This is a genomic window from Pseudoalteromonas ruthenica (assembly GCF_008808095.1).
Taxonomy (GTDB): Bacteria; Pseudomonadota; Gammaproteobacteria; order Enterobacterales; family Alteromonadaceae; genus Pseudoalteromonas; species Pseudoalteromonas ruthenica.
Genome location: NZ_CP023396.1, coordinates 1,192,157 through 1,208,483 on the forward strand (window position 1 = coordinate 1,192,157; position 16,327 = coordinate 1,208,483).

Consider the following 16,327-nt stretch of genomic DNA (forward strand, 5'->3'; position numbering starts at 1 on the left):
GAAGGCACCCATAATGGGTGCCTTTTTTATTGGAAAAACTAACATTGATGAAACAACCACGTGGATTTAAAAGCGCAAGCGGACATGCGCGCACGCGCCCAAAAAAAGCCAGTAGGCCCCCGTTGCCGAAAGAGCAAGTAAAAGTCGTGCTGTTTAATAAGCCTTTCGATGTGCTGAGCCAATTCACCGACGCTGAAAAACGGCAAACCCTGGCGGATTTTATTCCAATTAAACATGTGTATGCCGCTGGTCGTCTAGATAGAGACTCTGAAGGCCTGCTACTGCTTACTAACTGCGGTAAGTTACAACATCAACTGGCCAATCCGAAAAAAAACACCTTTAAAACCTATTGGGCCCAAGTCGAAGGCGTAGTCAGTAAAGAAGCGCTCGAGGCACTACGAACCGGGGTCGAATTAAAAGATGGTCTGACCCGCCCTGCCAAGGTAAGTGTGATTGCCGAGCCACCTCACCTTTGGCCTCGTAACCCGCCTATTCGTGAGCGCAAAAGTGTGCCCACTACCTGGCTGCAAATTGCTATCAGTGAAGGGCGTAACCGCCAAGTAAGGCGCATGACCGCCCATGTGGGCCACCCCACCCTTAGGTTGGTAAGAGCCAGCATAGGTGAGTATCAATTGGGTGAGTTACAACCCGGCCAGTATCAGGAACTGCGCCCTTATGCATAAGCCAAATGTCACGGTCGCCATGGTCGTAAAGTGCGCAGAGCGCTATTTACTGGTAGAAGAGCGCGATAAAAGCACCGGCCAGCGTGTATTGAATCAACCAGCGGGCCATTTGGAAGCGAACGAAAGCTTAATTGCAGCAGCGCAGCGCGAGTTATTGGAAGAAACAGGGCTCAACCTCGCGCCGCAAGGCCTAGTGGGTATTTACAGTTTACAAGCGCGCAATGGCACCCATTATTTGCGATTTTGCTTTTTTGCTGAGCTCGATGAAGCAAGTGAAACCGCTCCCCAAGATAGCGATATTATTGCCTGCCACTGGCTGAACAAAGCGCAAATCAAGGAGCAGCCATTGCGTTCGAGCATCGTGTTAACATGCATTGATGACGCCCAAAACCGCCCTATTTTACCCTTAGAATATCTGCGTCATTGTCAAGACTAAGCGCGCAGCAGTACTTCAAGCCCTTATGTAAGCGTGGTATAATCCGCGCCTTAGTAGCAACGTGATAGTTATTTTCAGTTTTTATGACCGATAACAGCCAAATAAAAGTCATCGTCGGCATGTCCGGCGGTGTAGATTCCTCCGTCTCAGCATACCTGTTAAAAGAGCAAGGCTACCAAGTGGAAGGCTTGTTTATGAAAAACTGGGAAGAAGACGACAATGACGAATATTGTGCCGCCGCCGAAGATTTAAAAGATGCGGAAATGGTATGTGAAAAGCTGGGAATTGAGCTGCATACGGTCAACTTCGCTGCCGAATACTGGGATAACGTGTTTGAGTACTTCTTAGCCGAATACAAGGCAGGACGTACCCCGAACCCAGATATCATGTGTAATAAAGAAATCAAATTTAAAGCCTTTTTAGAATTTGCTGCAGAAGCCTTAGGCGCCGACTATATAGCCACAGGTCACTATGTGCGCCGTGAGCAACGCGGTGATAAGTTTGTTATGCTGCGCGGCGAAGACGACAATAAAGACCAAAGCTACTTTTTGTATACTTTGAGTCATGAACATATCGCGCAAACCCTCTTCCCGGTCGGTGATATTCCCAAGCCACAAGTGCGTGCTATCGCTGAGCAACAAGGCCTAGTCACCCATGATAAAAAAGACAGCACTGGTATTTGCTTCATCGGCGAGCGCAAATTTAAAGACTTTCTACAGCGTTACTTGCCCGCCCAACCCGGTAACATTGAAGACACCGAAGGTGAAATTGTCGGCGAGCATGAAGGCTTGATGTATCACACCCTAGGACAACGTAAAGGTTTGCATATAGGCGGTTTAAAAGAAGGTTCAGGTGAGCCTTGGTATGTGGTTGATAAAGACATTGAGCGCAACGTGCTTATCGTTGGCCAAGGCAAAAATCATCCACGGCTATTTAGTAATGGCTTAAACGCCAATCAACTGCATTGGGTTGATCGCATCGGGCCTAAGGGCACGTGCCGACTTACGGTAAAAACCCGCTATCGCCAACAAGATATCCCCTGCACCGTGGTCGCTGGTGAAGACGGCGTCGCACGCGTGCTTTTTGATGAGCCGCAAAAAGCGGTAACACCCGGTCAATCGGCGGTCTTTTATGACGGAGATGTGTGCCTAGGTGGCGGCATTATCGACTCGGTGATTAAATAATATGAATGCCAATCAGATCATGGCCCTAGCCGCTATGTGCCAAGTGGCCATTCAAGTACAAAAGCTCGCGAAGTATGGCCAAGCCCAGCAAAGTGATATCGAACCCCTGCTCAATTCGCTGGTAGTTACCGACCCGGATAACGTCGAAGATGTATACGGCTCTCGTCGCGAGCTATACAGCGGCTATCGCGCCCTGGTGGCGCAGCTAAGTGCTGGCACCGAGAAAAATGTCGAACTTGTAAAATATGTTGGTGGCTTAATTCAGCTCGAGCGCATCTTAGCCTCCAAGCCCGAGGCATTGAATAAGTTGGGTAGTGAAATTCAAACCACTAAAAATAAGCTGACTCATTTAGAGCTAATGGATGAGTCCATTATTGCCGCTTTTGCCGAGACATATGCGACGGTAATAAGCCCCCTAGGGCAACGTATTCAAGTATTTGGTCAGCCTCAACTACTCAAACAAAGCAGCACCCAAAACCGTATTCGCGCCCTGCTATTAGCCGGTATTCGCGCGGCGGTGTTGTGGCGACAGTTAGGCGGTAAACGAAGGCATTTTATTTTTGCCAAGCGCAAGATGTTGACATTGGCCAAAGAACAACTTTAAACCCCAGCGCCGCCCCGGTGGCGTACACATAGACATTATCGTTCAAACGTAAAACTTAGGAGTTAATATGGAGCTTTCAGCGTTAACCGCGATCTCTCCGGTAGATGGGCGCTACGGTAGCAAGACCAGCGAATTACGTAGCATTTTTAGTGAATACGGCCTGATCAAATACCGCGTACAGGTAGAAGTACGTTGGTTACAAGCTCTTGCTGCTGCCGAGCAGATCACTGAAGTTCCGGCTTTAAGTAGCGAAGCCAATGCACTCCTCGATGGCATTGTAGCCAATTTCAACGAGCAAGACGCACAACGTGTCAAAGATATCGAGCGCACCACCAACCATGATGTTAAAGCCGTTGAATATTTACTAAAAGAAAAAGTGGCTGATAACGCTGAGCTTAACGCCATCAACGAGTTCATCCACTTCGCCTGCACCTCGGAAGACATTAACAACCTATCTCATGGTTTAATGCTGCGCGAAGCCCGTGATAGCGTATTACTCCCTTACATGGATCAACTGCTTGAGGCTATTAAAGCCAAAGCGGTTGAGTACAAATCGGTGGCGATGATGACCCGTACTCACGGTCAGCCTGCTTCGCCTTCGACCATGGGTAAAGAGTTTGCCAATGTTTATATGCGCTTAAAACGCCAACGTGATCAGGTTGCGAGCATTGAATTGCTTGGCAAGATCAATGGCGCAGTCGGTAACTATAACGCTCACTTAAGTGCTTACCCTGATTACGATTGGCACAGCCACGCCGAGCGTTTTGTTACAAGCTTAGGCCTAAGCTGGAATGCCTTTACAACACAAATCGAACCGCATGACTATATTGCCGAGCTGTTTGATGCCGTTGCCCGCTTCAACACCATTATCATCGACTTTGACCGTGATGTGTGGGGTTATATTGCTCTGAACCACTTTAAGCAAAAGACCATTGCCGGCGAGATTGGCTCATCAACCATGCCGCATAAAGTGAACCCGATTGATTTTGAAAACTCCGAAGGTAACCTTGGCATCGCCAACGCGATTTTCGCCCACCTAGCGCAAAAACTACCAATTTCTCGTTGGCAGCGTGACCTCACCGACTCAACCGTATTACGTAACTTAGGTGTGGGCATGGGTTATACCTTGATTGCCTACCAAGCAACGTTAAAAGGTGTAAGCAAGCTAGAGGTGAACGAAGAGCGCCTATTGGCCGAGCTTGACCAAAACTGGGAGCTGCTTGCTGAGCCGATTCAAACCGTAATGCGTAAATACGGTATTGAAAAACCGTATGAAAAGCTTAAAGAGCTGACTCGAGGTAAACGTGTAGACCAAGCCGCTATGGCCGAGTTTATCGATACCCTAGCGTTACCTGAGCAAATCAAAGCGCAGCTAAAAGAATTAACACCGGCAAATTATATTGGCCGTGCCGTTGAATTTGTAGATAACCTATAAATCCATCTACAGTGATAACATAAAAGCGAAAGGGCTGCCCTTTCGCTTTTTTATTGGGAGAAACTATGTATAGCTTAACAATCAATGAGCTGACTAAAGAACAGTTTTTGCAACACTATTGGCAAAAGAAGCCGCTGCTGATAAAAGCGGGCTTTACTGATTTCAATGACCCACTTTCACCCGAAGAGCTTGCCGGGCTTGCTATGGAAGAAGGGATTGAATCACGGATTGTCACCAATGATGGCAGTTGGCAATGTCTAAATGGTCCTTTTGAAGACTTTAGCGCCCTTGGCGAGTCTGACTCAACCTTGTTGGTGCAGGCGGTGGACCACTGGCATCCTGAGGCAAGTCAATTGCTGGAACCATTTCGATTTATTCCGAACTGGCGTATTGATGACTTAATGGTTAGTTACTCTACCCCAGGCGGCGGCGTTGGTCCGCATTTAGATCAGTATGATGTGTTCATTATTCAAGGACAAGGGCAGCGCCATTGGCGCGTTGGCGAAGTAAATAAGAACCTACGTCAATTCAGTGCTAATAAGGGATTATTACAAGTCGACCCCTTTGAGGCCGTTATTGATGTGCAACTAGAGCCTGGCGATATTCTCTATATTCCCCCGAATGCACCGCACGAAGGCTATGCTGTGGCCCCCTCACTGAACTATTCGGTGGGCTTTCGCGCTCCCAACCAAGTTGATTTAATGAGTGCCTTTGCCGATCACCTTATCGATCACGACCTCGGTCAACATCGCTATGGCGACCCAGAACTGGCAATTCGTAGCAGCCAAGGCCAACTTCAAACACACGAGCTCGACACCCTACGCGCGCTAATGCATCAGGTAATCGATGACGATAAGGTGTTTTTGCGCTTTATTGGCGAAACGTTGAGCCAACCTAAACATGACAAAGACTTACTCCCTGTTGAACCCGCCATGTGTGCAGATACTATTTGCGACTATGTGAGCGATTATCCGCATTTGTACAAGGCAGGAGGCTTACGAGCCCTATACATTACTCGCGATAACGCGGTGATATTATTTGTCGAGGGACACAGCTTTTCCCTACCAATTGAGCATCTTGGCGTTATACGAGCCTTGTCTGATCAGCAAAGCATCTGCACATCCGAACTTGAGCCTGCGTTAAATTGTTTACTTTTTCGACAAACCTTGTCTACACTGATCAATGAGGGATACTGGTACAGTGAATAGGAGGGTATATGTCCTATCAGATCCACCAAGTCGACTGGGGATCACAAGACAACCCAATAAGGCAAATTCGCGAAAGGGTTTTTGTGTGTGAGCTGAATATACCAAAGGCCATCGAGTTTGATGGCCGCGATACAACCGCCCTGCACTTTATTGCCTATGCAGATAACGGCGAACCCGTTGCCACTGCGCGGCTATGTAAAGATGGCTTACTTGGCCGAATAGCTGTGCTCCCGCCCCATCGAAACCGAGGCATTTACTCGCAAATGCTCACTTTCATACTGAGCAACGCGGCCAGTAATGGCTTAGAATCGATATGCATTAACTGCTTACTCGATGAAGTCGAGCGCTTTAAGAACAAGGGTTTCTCGCCGTGTGGGTGCGTGTTTATGGAGGCGGGCATTCCAAGGCAACGCCTGCAATGCCCTATTGCACAATGTGATTCAAGCCCTTTTACGATGGTTCATTAACCCATAACGCGTCTTTGTCACACAGCTCATACAAGCCGTGAGCGCGCTTGATTAGCAGTTGTGCAAAGTCGTGTTGGGTTTTATCTAAGTTTTGGCTATTGAGTAGCTGCTCAGCTTGCATTTGCCACTGCAACGAGAAATAGCGCATTGCTTCACGTGCGTTGGTGGCTGCTGTAACCTCAACATGATCAGCAGGCAAGCGCCCTGTGATCACCCAATAGGTTTTGCCGTTTTGCGCTCTAAATTTCCACACTGCACACAAAGGGGCGAGGAATCGACTGTCTTTGTCGACAACCGATTTAGGCATAATGCCCTTCTCTGCTAAGTGCTTTTGCGCACTTTGGAAACAGTGGCGTTGGAATTCGCGAATTTCTTGTTCTTTTTGCTGTTCTTGTTGTTCTGACATGTTACTACTTTTTTATCTGTTAACGCTGGCTTCACTTTACGAATTACCACTGCGTGTTGCAAGAGCTATGACGGATTTTGCCGTTAATTGCCAAGTACTTTAGCTGGGTCCACTTTGCTGGCCTGCCAAGCTGGGTATATAGAGGCTAAAACAGTGATGACAAGGGCAATCACAGCAATAGCAACAATATCCTGCCAATGGATTTGCGAAGGTAAAAAGTCGATAAAGTAGACCCCAGCTAGCTTGTTCTCGCCGATAAAGGCACTCCACCAAGCAAAAAGTTCGGTGATGTTCATGGCTAACAGTACGCCGATAACAATACCTACTATAATCGCGAACAGCGCTGACACCACACCTTGCAGTAAAAATGCATGCATAATCACAAAGTCACTGGCCCCCATGGTGCGCAATATAGCGATGGCGCTTTGTTTTTCTTTTACTTCCATAAACAGCGACGAAACGATGCTAAAGCTCGCCACCGCGATGATCAGAAAGACGCTTAAATACACAATAGTGCGAACCATTTGAATGTCCGCATAGAGGCTGCCTTGGGTTCTTATCCAGCTATTGACGTACACATAATCACTGAGCGTACGGCCTATGGCCATTGCCTGAGTTTGCGCGGCAAAGACATCATGCAGTGTTACTCTTAGCCCTGTGACCTGATGGTCGGCCATTGAAAAAGCCGATTGCAACCTAGACATAGGCAGATAAATCAATTGCTTATCAAGCGGTCCATGGCTGTTTAGCATGGCCACCACCCGACCTTGTATGCGGATCGGCGCAGACAGTCCTTTGCTTTTATTCGTCACATCACTCATTAGCAAAGTGATATCATCACCAATATTAACCGCCAGTTGTTTTGCTAGCTGCTGGCCGATAATAAGGTCATTGCCTGCGAGTTTTGCTAAAGGTTTACCATCAATAAACTCATCGGCAATTGATACTTGGCTCTCAAACTCCGGCACAACCCCCCGAAGCTGAGCGGCGGCAAGTTCACCTCGATATTGCGCCATAGCATTGGCAGCAACAAAAGGCGCCGCGCTGGCTACCGCATCCTGCTCTGCCAGTTGCTTGCGTTTCGCTTGCCAGTTATCAATAGGGGTATCAGCGGCGACATACTCTACATGGGGCACCAAGGCTAGCAGCCGCTCTACCAACTGCTGCTGAAACCCATTAACCACCGAGAGCGCTAATATCAGTACCGCCACACCGAGGATAATGCCAAGACTGGAGCTTTTCGCCATAAAGCCCATAAATCCTGAGTGATGCTGAGATTTACGAAATCGCCGCGCAAGTTGGTAGCTTAGCTGTAGGGCATTCATTGTGCTGTGCCCACCACAGATTCATGAAGCACCCCTTCATCAAGTTCCACCTGGCGACTCAACTTCCCTGCTAACTCCAAGTCATGGGTTACCACCACAAAGCTGGTTCCTAAATCTTGTTGTAGCTGAGCAATAAGTTCATAAATACGCTGGGCATTATGTTTGTCTAAATTACCTGTGGGCTCATCGGCCAAGACTAAGGCAGGCTCGTTGACGATGGCCCGAGCAATAGCAACTCGTTGGCGCTCTCCGCCGGATAGCTTGGCGGGCTTGTGGCTCAAGCGGTGTGAGAGCCCTACGCGCTCAAGCATGGCTGCTGCCTTTTGCTGGGCTTGTTTAGCGTTGACCCCAGCGATAAGCAGTGGCATAGCGACATTTTCTAGTGCGGTAAACTCCATTAATAGGTGATGAAACTGATAAATAAAACCGAGGTGCTTGTTACGAAATTGGGCCTGTTGCTTACGGCTAAGCGCCGCAACATCGGTATCACAAATACGTAATTGGCCGCTACTTGGTACATCTAAGGTGCCAAGAATATGCAGCAAAGTGCTTTTTCCAGACCCAGAGGCGCCAACAATGGCAACACTTTCGCCACGCTCTAAAGATAAATCGATGCCTCTTAAAACAGTAATCTCTTCTGCTGCATCGGCATATGTTTTGATTAGGCTTTCACAGCGTAATACTGCATTACTCATATCGTAGAACCTCTGCCGGGCGGACCTGCGCCGCCTTTTTTGCTGGGTATAGCGTTGCTAAAAAGCTCATAAAAATTGCTCCGGCAACAATCGCTAATAAATTAATAGAAGATACCACCACGGGCAGCTCCTGCTGCCCTAGAAGTTGGATTCCTATACTCGTTAAAAGGGTATTCAAATTGCTCACCACCAACAGTGCCAATACGGCGCCGATAATGCTACCCACTACACCGTTGTACATACCCTGAACCATAAACACGCGAGCCACTTGGCGATAGTTAAGCCCTAATGTTTGCAAAATAGCGACTTCACCTTGTTTTTCTCGCACCATCATGGTCAACGACGAAACAATGTTAAACACTGCCACCAATATAATCAGTCCTAGCAGTAGGCTCATAATGCGCTTTTCCATTGCCACTGCTGAAAACAGGCTTCCCTGACTTTGCCGCCAATCGGTTATGCCTTCACGCTGACCGATGGGTAGTTTACGTAGCACCTCATCCACTAAGAAAGGGTCCTTGAGCATCACTTCTAATGGCGCGTGCGCTTGCTCACGGATGCGCATCACGCGTTGTAATGATTCGCCGGAGGTAAATAAGGTATGCATATCAAGCTCAGACCCGGTGCGATAGATGGCGTTAATGGTAAACAATCGCTGTGCGGGAATGCGCCCCATGGGGGTATAGGTCGAGACACTGGGAATGGTCACGCGCAACGTGTCTCCTAGTCCCACTTGTAAAGAACGAGCAAGGTAACGGCTAATGGCGATGGTGTAGCGCTGGGCAAAAACCTGCCTACTATCGCCTACTTCAACATGTTCTGTGACATGCTCAGGAAGCGCTTCATAGGGAGCTTGCAGCAATACACCTTGGATATCGGCGCCGCTTTGCACAATCGCCTGCGCTTGATGGTAACGGTTGATAGCTTTGACCTCAGGCATTTGCTGCAACCTTGTTTGCAGTGCTTGTTGCTGCGCTTCATTGCGTTGCTGCATATCGATTTGCAGATGAGGGATCATCGATAACATTGAGCGTTTGAGGTTGTTTTCAAAGCCATCCATCACCGACATAACCGTAAACAAGGCGGTGATCCCTAAGGCGATACCAGCGATGGAGAAAAACGACACAAAAGACACAAAGGCACTGCCTTTGGAGAGTCGCGAATATCGCAGGCCAATAAATAAACTGACAGGCTTATACATCAACAGGTTAACAGTCCAATTGCAAAGCGATGATGCTAACACAGGGGCCAGCGAATAGGTATCCCAACGCGTCCATCACCTGTGTTTACACAGAGCTGGGCTTAAAAATTAGGCTTGAGCGTTTCACTGAGGTGATCGGCAAAGTAATCTAGCAAGGTTTTGGTGGCATTCGCCAAATAAAGGTTAGCCGGGGTGACGGCCCAAATGGGCTCTTTGCGTATCGCAAATGGTTGCAGTACCTCATGCAAACGCCCCTGTTGTAAATCGCTGCGCACGTAGTAATCAGGCAGTTGCACCAATCCTAGTCCTTGCTTGGCGGCATCCGCTAGTGCCCAACCGCTATTACAACGCAGCCGGGTTTTAGTGATTTTCACATGGCGCACCCGTTGTTGCTCAGCAAAACGCCAATAATCCGAATGACCAACTAGGCAATGATGATAGTTGAGTTCGCTTAAAGCATAAGGCTCTCCCTGCTGCTCAAGGTATGAAGGTGCGCCACAAACCACCACAGCGCGGGCACCAATGCGCCGTGCGGTGAGGTTGGAGTCAGCCAGTTCACCGATACGAATGGCCAAGTCGATATGTTCTGATATCAAATCTAGAGATTGGTTACTGAGCATCATATTGACGCTCACTTTAGGGTATTTAGCCATAAAGCGATGCACCAAGGGCATAATAAATTGCTCACCAAACATCACCGGTGCGGTAATTTTAAGTTGCCCACTGGGCTGCGCTTGTTGCTCTTTGAGAGCCCACTCCCCTTGCTCCAGTACCGCTTGCGCCTTTTTAGCATGATGCAACAACAGCTCACCTTGCTGCGTTAGCACCACTTTACGTGTGCTGCGGATAAACAGCTGAGTATTGTAGTACTCTTCCAAAGCGCTTACCGAGCGGCTTATATGCGCCACGGATGTGCCTAGTTGTTTGGCTGCTTGGGTGAAAGAAGCCGCTTGCGCAGCAGCGACAAACTCGACCATACCTTGCCAGCGCATTATTACCTCTGTGTAAAAGTATATTAATCTGGGCCAAAAAGTATCATATTGTGTAATAATTTCACCACTTTTACATAAACGGGAACACAAAAATGGCCGAATTTATTAAATCAAAAGCTGCTGTAGCCTGGGGTCCAAAGCAACCACTTAAAATTGAAGAAGTGGATGTCATGATGCCTAAGGCCGGTGAGGTGCTGGTTAAAGTCCATGCATCTGGCGTATGCCACACTGACGCATTCACTCTTTCTGGTGAAGATCCAGAAGGCATATTCCCTGCCATTTTGGGCCATGAAGGAGGCGGTGTTGTTGAAGCCGTCGGCGAAGGAGTCACCAGTGTGGCGGTAGGCGATCATGTTATTCCACTTTATACGCCAGAGTGTGGTGAGTGTAAATTCTGTACTTCTGGCAAAACCAACCTTTGTCAGAAAATTCGCGAAACTCAAGGTAAGGGCCTGATGCCAGATGGCACCACACGCTTTTATAAAGACGGTGAGCCAATTTATCACTACATGGGCACCTCTACCTTTTCGGAATACACGGTTTTGCCGGAAATCTCATTAGCAAAAGTGAATAAAGAAGCGCCTTTGGAAGAAGTGTGTTTACTTGGTTGCGGCGTCACCACTGGGATGGGTGCGGTGCTCAATACTGCAAAAGTACAGCCGGGTGATACCGTCGCTATTTTTGGTCTCGGAGGCATTGGCTTGTCAGCCATCATTGGCGCGAAAATGGCCGGTGCAAGCCGTATTATCGGCATTGATATCAACGAGAGCAAATTCGCCCTGGCAGAAAAACTGGGGGCCACTGACTTGGTTAATTCCAATGATTACGACAAGCCTATCCAAGAGGTCATTGTCGAGATGACCGACGGCGGCGTCGATTTCTCGTTTGAGTGTATTGGTAACGTCAATGTTATGCGCAGTGCTCTAGAGTGCTGTCATAAAGGCTGGGGTGAGTCCGTAGTCATTGGTGTTGCCGGTGCTGGACAAGAGATTTCTACCCGTCCTTTCCAATTGGTCACCGGTCGTGTGTGGCGCGGAAGTGCCTTTGGTGGCGTTAAGGGACGCTCAGAGTTACCAGAAATTGTAGAGCGTTACTTAAACAATGAATTTGCTCTCAATGATTTCATAACCCACACCATGGGCCTTGAGGATATCAATGAGGCGTTTGATCTGATGCATCAAGGCAAGAGCATTCGCAGCGTCATCCATTTTGATAAGTAGAGGGTGCTATGAGCCTTGAACTGATCTCAAAGAACAAGGTTCATGGCGGTTGGCATAAACGCTACCGCCATGAATCTGCCGTCAACAACTGCACGATGACGTTCGCTATCTATTTACCACCCGGGGTGGATGAAAGTCAGCGCGCGCCGGTGCTGTATTGGCTTTCCGGTTTAACCTGCAGCGATGAGAACTTTATGCAAAAAGCAGCAGCATTCAAAAGTGCTGCTGAGCTTGGTCTTATTATCGTTGCCGCTGATACCAGCCCTCGGGGCGAGCAAGTTGCGGACGATAAAGAAGGGGCCTATGATTTCGGCCTGGGTGCTGGGTTTTACGTTAATGCCACGCAAGCACCTTATGATCAGCACTACCAGATGTATGATTATATCAATGAGGAACTACCGGCGCTTATTAACGAGCATTTCCCGGTCAGTGGTAAGCAAAGCATCAGCGGCCACTCCATGGGCGGTCACGGCGCGTTGGTATTAGGGCTGCGTAATAGCGATAAGTTTGCCAGTATCAGTGCCTTTGCACCGATAGCGAGCCCTACTCGGTGTCCTTGGGGTGAAAAAGCCTTAACCGGCTATTTGGGCAATGATAAGCAGACATGGCACGAATATGACAGTAGCTTATTACTGGCAGAGACTAACGCCGAGCAGTGTCCCCCGCTCCTGATCAGTCAGGGGTTGGCGGACGATTTCCTGCAACAGCAGCTTAAACCTGAGCTGCTGCAAGCAAGCGCTGATGAAGCGGGCATTGCGCTTATTCTCGAGCAACATCCCGGTTACGATCATAGCTACTTCTTTATTAGCAGCTTTATTGATCAACATTTGCGTTTTCACGCCAAGCACTTAGCTTAATTCCAACCCCCTCCTGAGTGTCATTACTCGGGAGGGGGTTGCTGCGAGTCGTCAAGCAACTCTTGCGTAAAGGCGCGAATAAACCCCACAAGTTGCACAATAAAGATCAGTAAAAAAGGAATACCACCAATCACCGCAATATTGCGGTTAAGCGGTTCATCGGCAATAAGCAGCAATGCAAGGCTTATCACCGCCATCGCTGATGACCACAAAATGAGTGAGGCGCGCGAGTGCACGCTTTCACAGAGCTGGCGGATCACCAGCAGCGCAGAATCGGCACTGGTTGCCACAAACACCATGAGTAGTAACAAACTGAGCCACGCCAATAGTTCGCCAACACCACCGAGTTGCGAGAAGAAAATAAACACACCTTGAGTGTAATCGGCGCTGATCACGGCAGCTAAATCCGCTTGGGTCTGGCTATCCAATGCCAGTGCTGAGCCCCCTAATACGCTGAACCACACTAAGCTGACCATAGTTGGGATAATAGTCACACCGAGAATGTATTGCCATAGCGGTCGACCTCGAGATATACGCGCTAAAAACAGCCCTACAAAGGGCCCCCACGCCAACCACCAAAAATAGTAATTATAGGTCCAGGTTGAGGCCCAATCAGCATCTTTTAATTGCGAGTCAAACTGCCATGCACCTGAAACCACCAGCAGCAGGTACTCTTTTAGACCATTCCACAAAGTGCTCAAAATAGGCGTTAGCGGCACCGTCAATATCACCAACGCCATCATAATAAACGCTAGATAGACATTGAACTTGCTGAGCACCTGAATACCACGGCGCAGCCCAAAACGAGCTGAAGTAACATACAACGCGGTGATCGCGAGCAGCATTAAGGCACCTACCCAATGTGCGTTTAAACTCAAGCCGTAATGCTCAAGTTTAATGGTGACGCCATTTTTCAATAACATACTGGCATTGGCAATGGTGCCCACCACGCCAAAAAAGATGGCGATAATGGCAACAAAGTAAATAACTCGTTTGATGCGAACTTTATGCTTTACCCCTAAGGAGCCCGGCAACGCGTGTAATACCGGAGCACTGAGATCATCCGCGTTTTTTATCGCCCGCGTAACACCGCCGAGCATCAAACCAAATACTGCGTAAAGTGCCCATGCATGAAAGCCCCAATTCAGCATAGTTAAGGCCATACTGGCGGCGACTGGCTCGGGATACATGCTGTGCTTAAGAGGCATTTGATGGCTGTGCAATACCGGCTCAGCGACGCCCCAAAACACCAACCCCGAGCCCATACCTGCGGCAAACAGCATGGCCAACCAGCCGAAAGTGGAAAACTCTTTTTGGACATCAGCCCCACCCATTTTCCTTCCCGCCAAGGGACTAAAGCACAACATCAACAAAGCGAGCAGGAGCGCGTTTACAAACAGGAAAAAGCCGCTGCCCAAGTAGGCAATAGCTGTTTGAATGGCAGGTTGAATTAACGTTTTTAGGCCCTTGGGCCATAACGCGGTGATCGCCGCAATAGCGACACACACCACCAGCGCTTTACGTTCTAGGGAGTTTTTCACTACGCACCGAGCAATAAAGACAAACGCGTATTTTAGCTACAGGCTGCGCCCGAGGCAATTGCTTTACCGTGATAAAGCAGGCCACCTGAGTGACCTGCGGGTATATTGCGCAAATCTCCAAGGATTATGGCAGCAGCCCATAATCAATGAACAATGGTTGCGCTATTTCATATCTGCAAAAGGGTTCTCAATGTTAAGTTTCACCGAGTTTGTAAACCCGGGAATGCGCATTTGCTGCTGATCAAAGTGAATATCAGCTTCATCGATTAGGCCTTCACCAAAGCGATAGATGATGTTGAATTCACCTTGCTGTGCTTGTTGCCAGTAAATTTGCTGCTGAGCGAGAGTACTTTGCAAGCGCTTGTGGTGTTCGCTCATCGCCTGCTCTCCATGGCGTTTAGCCAACATCTTTTTGGTCAATTCGGGGCTTAGCACGGGCGCAGTAGCATTGTTACCACCAAAGCCCTTCGAGTTAATAAAGGCAACGTCCTGCGCCTCACAGTGACGATGGCTCAAACTGATATGTAAGCGGTCATCGTGCACATCATCAGCCACTTTATCGATGGTCGTGATCCCCGGCATGATGTTGGTATCAAACACCCCCAATGCAAAGGCTAGCTGATCGCCACTGGCTGGCGCGATGGTATGGCCCACATAGGCTTTCGGGGCTACGATAGGCCATTGCTCAATACCATAGGCGCTGGCAATACGGTCGTAAATAGCAGACTCAGTGACGCGATTTTGCGGCGTACTTGAGCCGTGCGCCAATACAAAGCTGCGCTGGGTTAAAGATTCATCGCCAACCATGGCTTGGGCTAAGGCAACAGATTTGGCCATGGTGATGTAGTTACCTGGCCCTGGCGCAGTTATTGACTTTTTGTACCCATCGGCATTTACAAATACCTCTGGCACACTGCCACGTATTTGTGCACCCAGCTCTAAGGCCAGGGCGTCATCCATAAGAATGGTGACTTGTGCCCCCTCACCTATGGTGAAACCGCAGTTTTCACCGAACGGGCGGGAAGTACGGCGATAATCGACTTCATCGGTGTTATCAAGCTTTTTCAAATTATCATCGTTGGCCAACGCACCCATATTCCCGAAGCCTTCAATAATCTCTGGCTCGATGGCACACTCACTTGAAGCAACAATAGCCACGCGCGTACGCCCAGCGGTAATATCATTCACCGCAGCGCGCAGATTGTATAAAAACGTGGCACAAGCACCCGATGTGGTAAACGTCGTGCCGACACTGCCGGTTACGTAGGCATTGATAAAATCCGTCGACATGGTGTTTAAACCAAGCGCTAACTGCTTAGTACTGACGCGATCACCTTGTAAACGGGAACGAAATAGACCGCCTAAGCCTTCGCTATTGACCTGCCCCGCAACTGAAGCGCTGTAAGTACCAATTTGATCGGGTGCTACGGCACTCATTACTTTTTGCCAATCAAGGCCACTGGAATGGATAGCATCACTGGCTGCAAAAATTGTCGCTTGCAGCCCCCGAGGCTGATAACGGCTGTTATATAACACCGACGGGTCAAAGCCCGTTGGCAATTGCCCCGCCGCTTTAATCGGGTTATCTCGGAAACTATCATGTTTAAAGGTAAATTCGCCGTTGATACGTACTTCAACTTGGCCTTTATCTAGCTCAGTTATTTGCCAGTTACTAGGCACTGGCGAAGGTAGTTGCCGTGCTCGCGTGGTAAAGGTGATCGCTTGTTCGCTGTGGCCAGTTAACTTTTGCTGCCAGTGAGTCGCATCCACATCAAAGTGCGTCGCCTCAATACGGCGAATTAGCGTACCCGATAAAATTTGTTCGCCAAGCTGGCTCTCAACATTGTCAAGAGTAATGGTATTTCCATCGCCATCAACTAATTGCTCTTCTTGCTTACTCACCAAATTCATAAGCGCAGCAAGACCAAGTAAGGTTTCTTGGCGCTGTTGCTGCCCTAAAGCATCGAGGACAACACGACGAAACCCTTGGTTAAACGAAGTACGGCCAGCGGCATTGATGCCACCCATAGCGACAATGACAGGTAATGCTTTCATAATAACTCTAAGACGTTA

16 protein-coding genes are annotated in these 16,327 nt (G+C 48.6%); 9 read left to right on the forward strand and 7 right to left on the reverse strand.

What is annotated here, in order from left to right; genetic code table 11:
* Positions 1-47 precede the first annotated feature (47 nt).
* The 7 genes from PRUTH_RS05700 (at position 48) to PRUTH_RS05730 (ending at position 6,017) form a co-directional block, all read left to right on the forward strand.
* Positions 48-683 carry a pseudouridine synthase gene (locus PRUTH_RS05700; protein ID WP_151172809.1) on the forward strand — a complete coding sequence of 212 codons (636 nt, stop codon included), beginning with the start codon at positions 48-50 and terminating at the stop codon, positions 681-683.
* Positions 676-1,119 (forward strand): NUDIX hydrolase, encoded by a 444-nt coding sequence (locus PRUTH_RS05705; protein WP_151172810.1) that lies wholly within the window; start codon positions 676-678, stop codon positions 1,117-1,119. Before PRUTH_RS05700 ends, PRUTH_RS05705 begins: the two co-directional genes overlap by 8 nt.
* A gap of 83 nt (positions 1,120-1,202) precedes the next feature.
* Positions 1,203-2,303 (forward strand): tRNA 2-thiouridine(34) synthase MnmA, encoded by a 1,101-nt coding sequence (gene mnmA, locus PRUTH_RS05710; RefSeq protein WP_151172811.1) that lies wholly within the window; start codon positions 1,203-1,205, stop codon positions 2,301-2,303.
* Between the two features lies 1 nt (position 2,304).
* Positions 2,305-2,907, forward strand: a complete 603-nt coding sequence (gene hflD, locus PRUTH_RS05715) for a high frequency lysogenization protein HflD (RefSeq protein ID WP_151172812.1) — start codon at positions 2,305-2,307, stop codon at positions 2,905-2,907.
* A 67-nt stretch (positions 2,908-2,974) separates the two neighbouring features.
* Positions 2,975-4,342 (forward strand): adenylosuccinate lyase, encoded by a 1,368-nt coding sequence (gene purB, locus PRUTH_RS05720; protein WP_138508426.1) that lies wholly within the window; start codon positions 2,975-2,977, stop codon positions 4,340-4,342.
* Between the two features lie 65 nt (positions 4,343-4,407).
* A complete protein-coding gene (locus PRUTH_RS05725) occupies positions 4,408-5,550 on the forward strand; it encodes a cupin domain-containing protein (RefSeq protein WP_151172813.1) in 1,143 nt (380 codons plus the stop codon).
* Positions 5,551-5,558: 8 nt separating this feature from the next.
* Positions 5,559-6,017 (forward strand): GNAT family N-acetyltransferase, encoded by a 459-nt coding sequence (locus PRUTH_RS05730; RefSeq protein WP_022944160.1) that lies wholly within the window; start codon positions 5,559-5,561, stop codon positions 6,015-6,017.
* Here PRUTH_RS05730 and PRUTH_RS05735 read toward each other — a convergent pair.
* From PRUTH_RS05735 to PRUTH_RS05755, 5 genes are all read right to left on the reverse strand, one after another.
* On the reverse strand, positions 6,001-6,423 hold the full coding sequence (locus PRUTH_RS05735; RefSeq protein ID WP_022944159.1) for a DUF4826 family protein: 423 nt from the start codon (positions 6,421-6,423) through the stop codon (positions 6,001-6,003). The genes PRUTH_RS05730 and PRUTH_RS05735 overlap by 17 nt on opposite strands.
* Positions 6,424-6,506: 83 nt before the next feature.
* A complete protein-coding gene (locus tag PRUTH_RS05740) occupies positions 6,507-7,748 on the reverse strand; it encodes a lipoprotein-releasing ABC transporter permease subunit (protein WP_151172814.1) in 1,242 nt (413 codons plus the stop codon).
* Positions 7,745-8,443, reverse strand: coding sequence for a lipoprotein-releasing ABC transporter ATP-binding protein LolD (lolD, locus tag PRUTH_RS05745; protein ID WP_151172815.1), 699 nt, complete (start codon positions 8,441-8,443; stop codon positions 7,745-7,747). The genes PRUTH_RS05740 and lolD overlap by 4 nt, the downstream gene beginning before the upstream one ends.
* Positions 8,436-9,644, reverse strand: coding sequence for a lipoprotein-releasing ABC transporter permease subunit (locus PRUTH_RS05750; RefSeq protein WP_151172816.1), 1,209 nt, complete (start codon positions 9,642-9,644; stop codon positions 8,436-8,438). Before PRUTH_RS05750 ends, lolD begins: the two co-directional genes overlap by 8 nt.
* 101 nt (positions 9,645-9,745) lie before the next feature.
* Positions 9,746-10,636: a LysR substrate-binding domain-containing protein gene (locus PRUTH_RS05755; protein WP_130145312.1), complete on the reverse strand. Its 891-nt coding sequence runs from the start codon at positions 10,634-10,636 to the stop codon at positions 9,746-9,748.
* Positions 10,637-10,728: 92 nt separating this feature from the next.
* Between PRUTH_RS05755 and PRUTH_RS05760 the strand changes: the two genes are divergently transcribed.
* Positions 10,729-11,856: an S-(hydroxymethyl)glutathione dehydrogenase/class III alcohol dehydrogenase gene (locus PRUTH_RS05760; RefSeq protein ID WP_053911303.1), complete on the forward strand. Its 1,128-nt coding sequence runs from the start codon at positions 10,729-10,731 to the stop codon at positions 11,854-11,856.
* An 8-nt stretch (positions 11,857-11,864) separates the two neighbouring features.
* Positions 11,865-12,713, forward strand: a complete 849-nt coding sequence (gene fghA / locus PRUTH_RS05765; protein ID WP_151172817.1) for an S-formylglutathione hydrolase — start codon at positions 11,865-11,867, stop codon at positions 12,711-12,713.
* A gap of 23 nt (positions 12,714-12,736) precedes the next feature.
* On the opposite strand, the gene PRUTH_RS05770 is transcribed toward fghA, so the two are convergent.
* Both PRUTH_RS05770 and PRUTH_RS05775 read right to left on the reverse strand, forming a co-directional pair.
* The gene (locus PRUTH_RS05770; protein WP_257221046.1) at positions 12,737-14,254 is read right to left on the reverse strand and encodes a BCCT family transporter; all 1,518 of its coding nucleotides are present in this window, start codon (positions 14,252-14,254) and stop codon (positions 12,737-12,739) included.
* A 162-nt stretch (positions 14,255-14,416) separates the two neighbouring features.
* Positions 14,417-16,309, reverse strand: a complete 1,893-nt coding sequence (locus PRUTH_RS05775) for a beta-ketoacyl synthase (protein ID WP_151172819.1) — start codon at positions 16,307-16,309, stop codon at positions 14,417-14,419.
* Between the last annotated feature and the right edge of the window lie 18 nt (positions 16,310-16,327).

Bases quoted from the DNA above. Each gene is read 5' to 3' on its own strand.
- PRUTH_RS05700 (WP_151172809.1), top strand. From the start codon at position 48: ATGAAACAACCACGTGGATTTAAAAGCGCAAGCGGACATGCGCGCACG.
- PRUTH_RS05705 (WP_151172810.1), top strand. From the start codon at position 676: ATGCATAAGCCAAATGTCACGGTCGCCATGGTCGTAAAGTGCGCAGAG.
- mnmA (WP_151172811.1), top strand. From the start codon at position 1,203: ATGACCGATAACAGCCAAATAAAAGTCATCGTCGGCATGTCCGGCGGT.
- hflD (WP_151172812.1), top strand. From the start codon at position 2,305: ATGAATGCCAATCAGATCATGGCCCTAGCCGCTATGTGCCAAGTGGCC.
- purB (WP_138508426.1), top strand. From the start codon at position 2,975: ATGGAGCTTTCAGCGTTAACCGCGATCTCTCCGGTAGATGGGCGCTAC.
- PRUTH_RS05725 (WP_151172813.1), top strand. From the start codon at position 4,408: ATGTATAGCTTAACAATCAATGAGCTGACTAAAGAACAGTTTTTGCAA.
- PRUTH_RS05730 (WP_022944160.1), top strand. From the start codon at position 5,559: ATGTCCTATCAGATCCACCAAGTCGACTGGGGATCACAAGACAACCCA.
- PRUTH_RS05735 (WP_022944159.1), bottom strand. From the start codon at position 6,423: ATGTCAGAACAACAAGAACAGCAAAAAGAACAAGAAATTCGCGAATTC.
- PRUTH_RS05740 (WP_151172814.1), bottom strand. From the start codon at position 7,748: ATGAATGCCCTACAGCTAAGCTACCAACTTGCGCGGCGATTTCGTAAA.
- lolD (WP_151172815.1), bottom strand. From the start codon at position 8,443: ATGAGTAATGCAGTATTACGCTGTGAAAGCCTAATCAAAACATATGCC.
- PRUTH_RS05750 (WP_151172816.1), bottom strand. From the start codon at position 9,644: ATGTATAAGCCTGTCAGTTTATTTATTGGCCTGCGATATTCGCGACTC.
- PRUTH_RS05755 (WP_130145312.1), bottom strand. From the start codon at position 10,636: ATGCGCTGGCAAGGTATGGTCGAGTTTGTCGCTGCTGCGCAAGCGGCT.
- PRUTH_RS05760 (WP_053911303.1), top strand. From the start codon at position 10,729: ATGGCCGAATTTATTAAATCAAAAGCTGCTGTAGCCTGGGGTCCAAAG.
- fghA (WP_151172817.1), top strand. From the start codon at position 11,865: ATGAGCCTTGAACTGATCTCAAAGAACAAGGTTCATGGCGGTTGGCAT.
- PRUTH_RS05775 (WP_151172819.1), bottom strand. From the start codon at position 16,309: ATGAAAGCATTACCTGTCATTGTCGCTATGGGTGGCATCAATGCCGCT.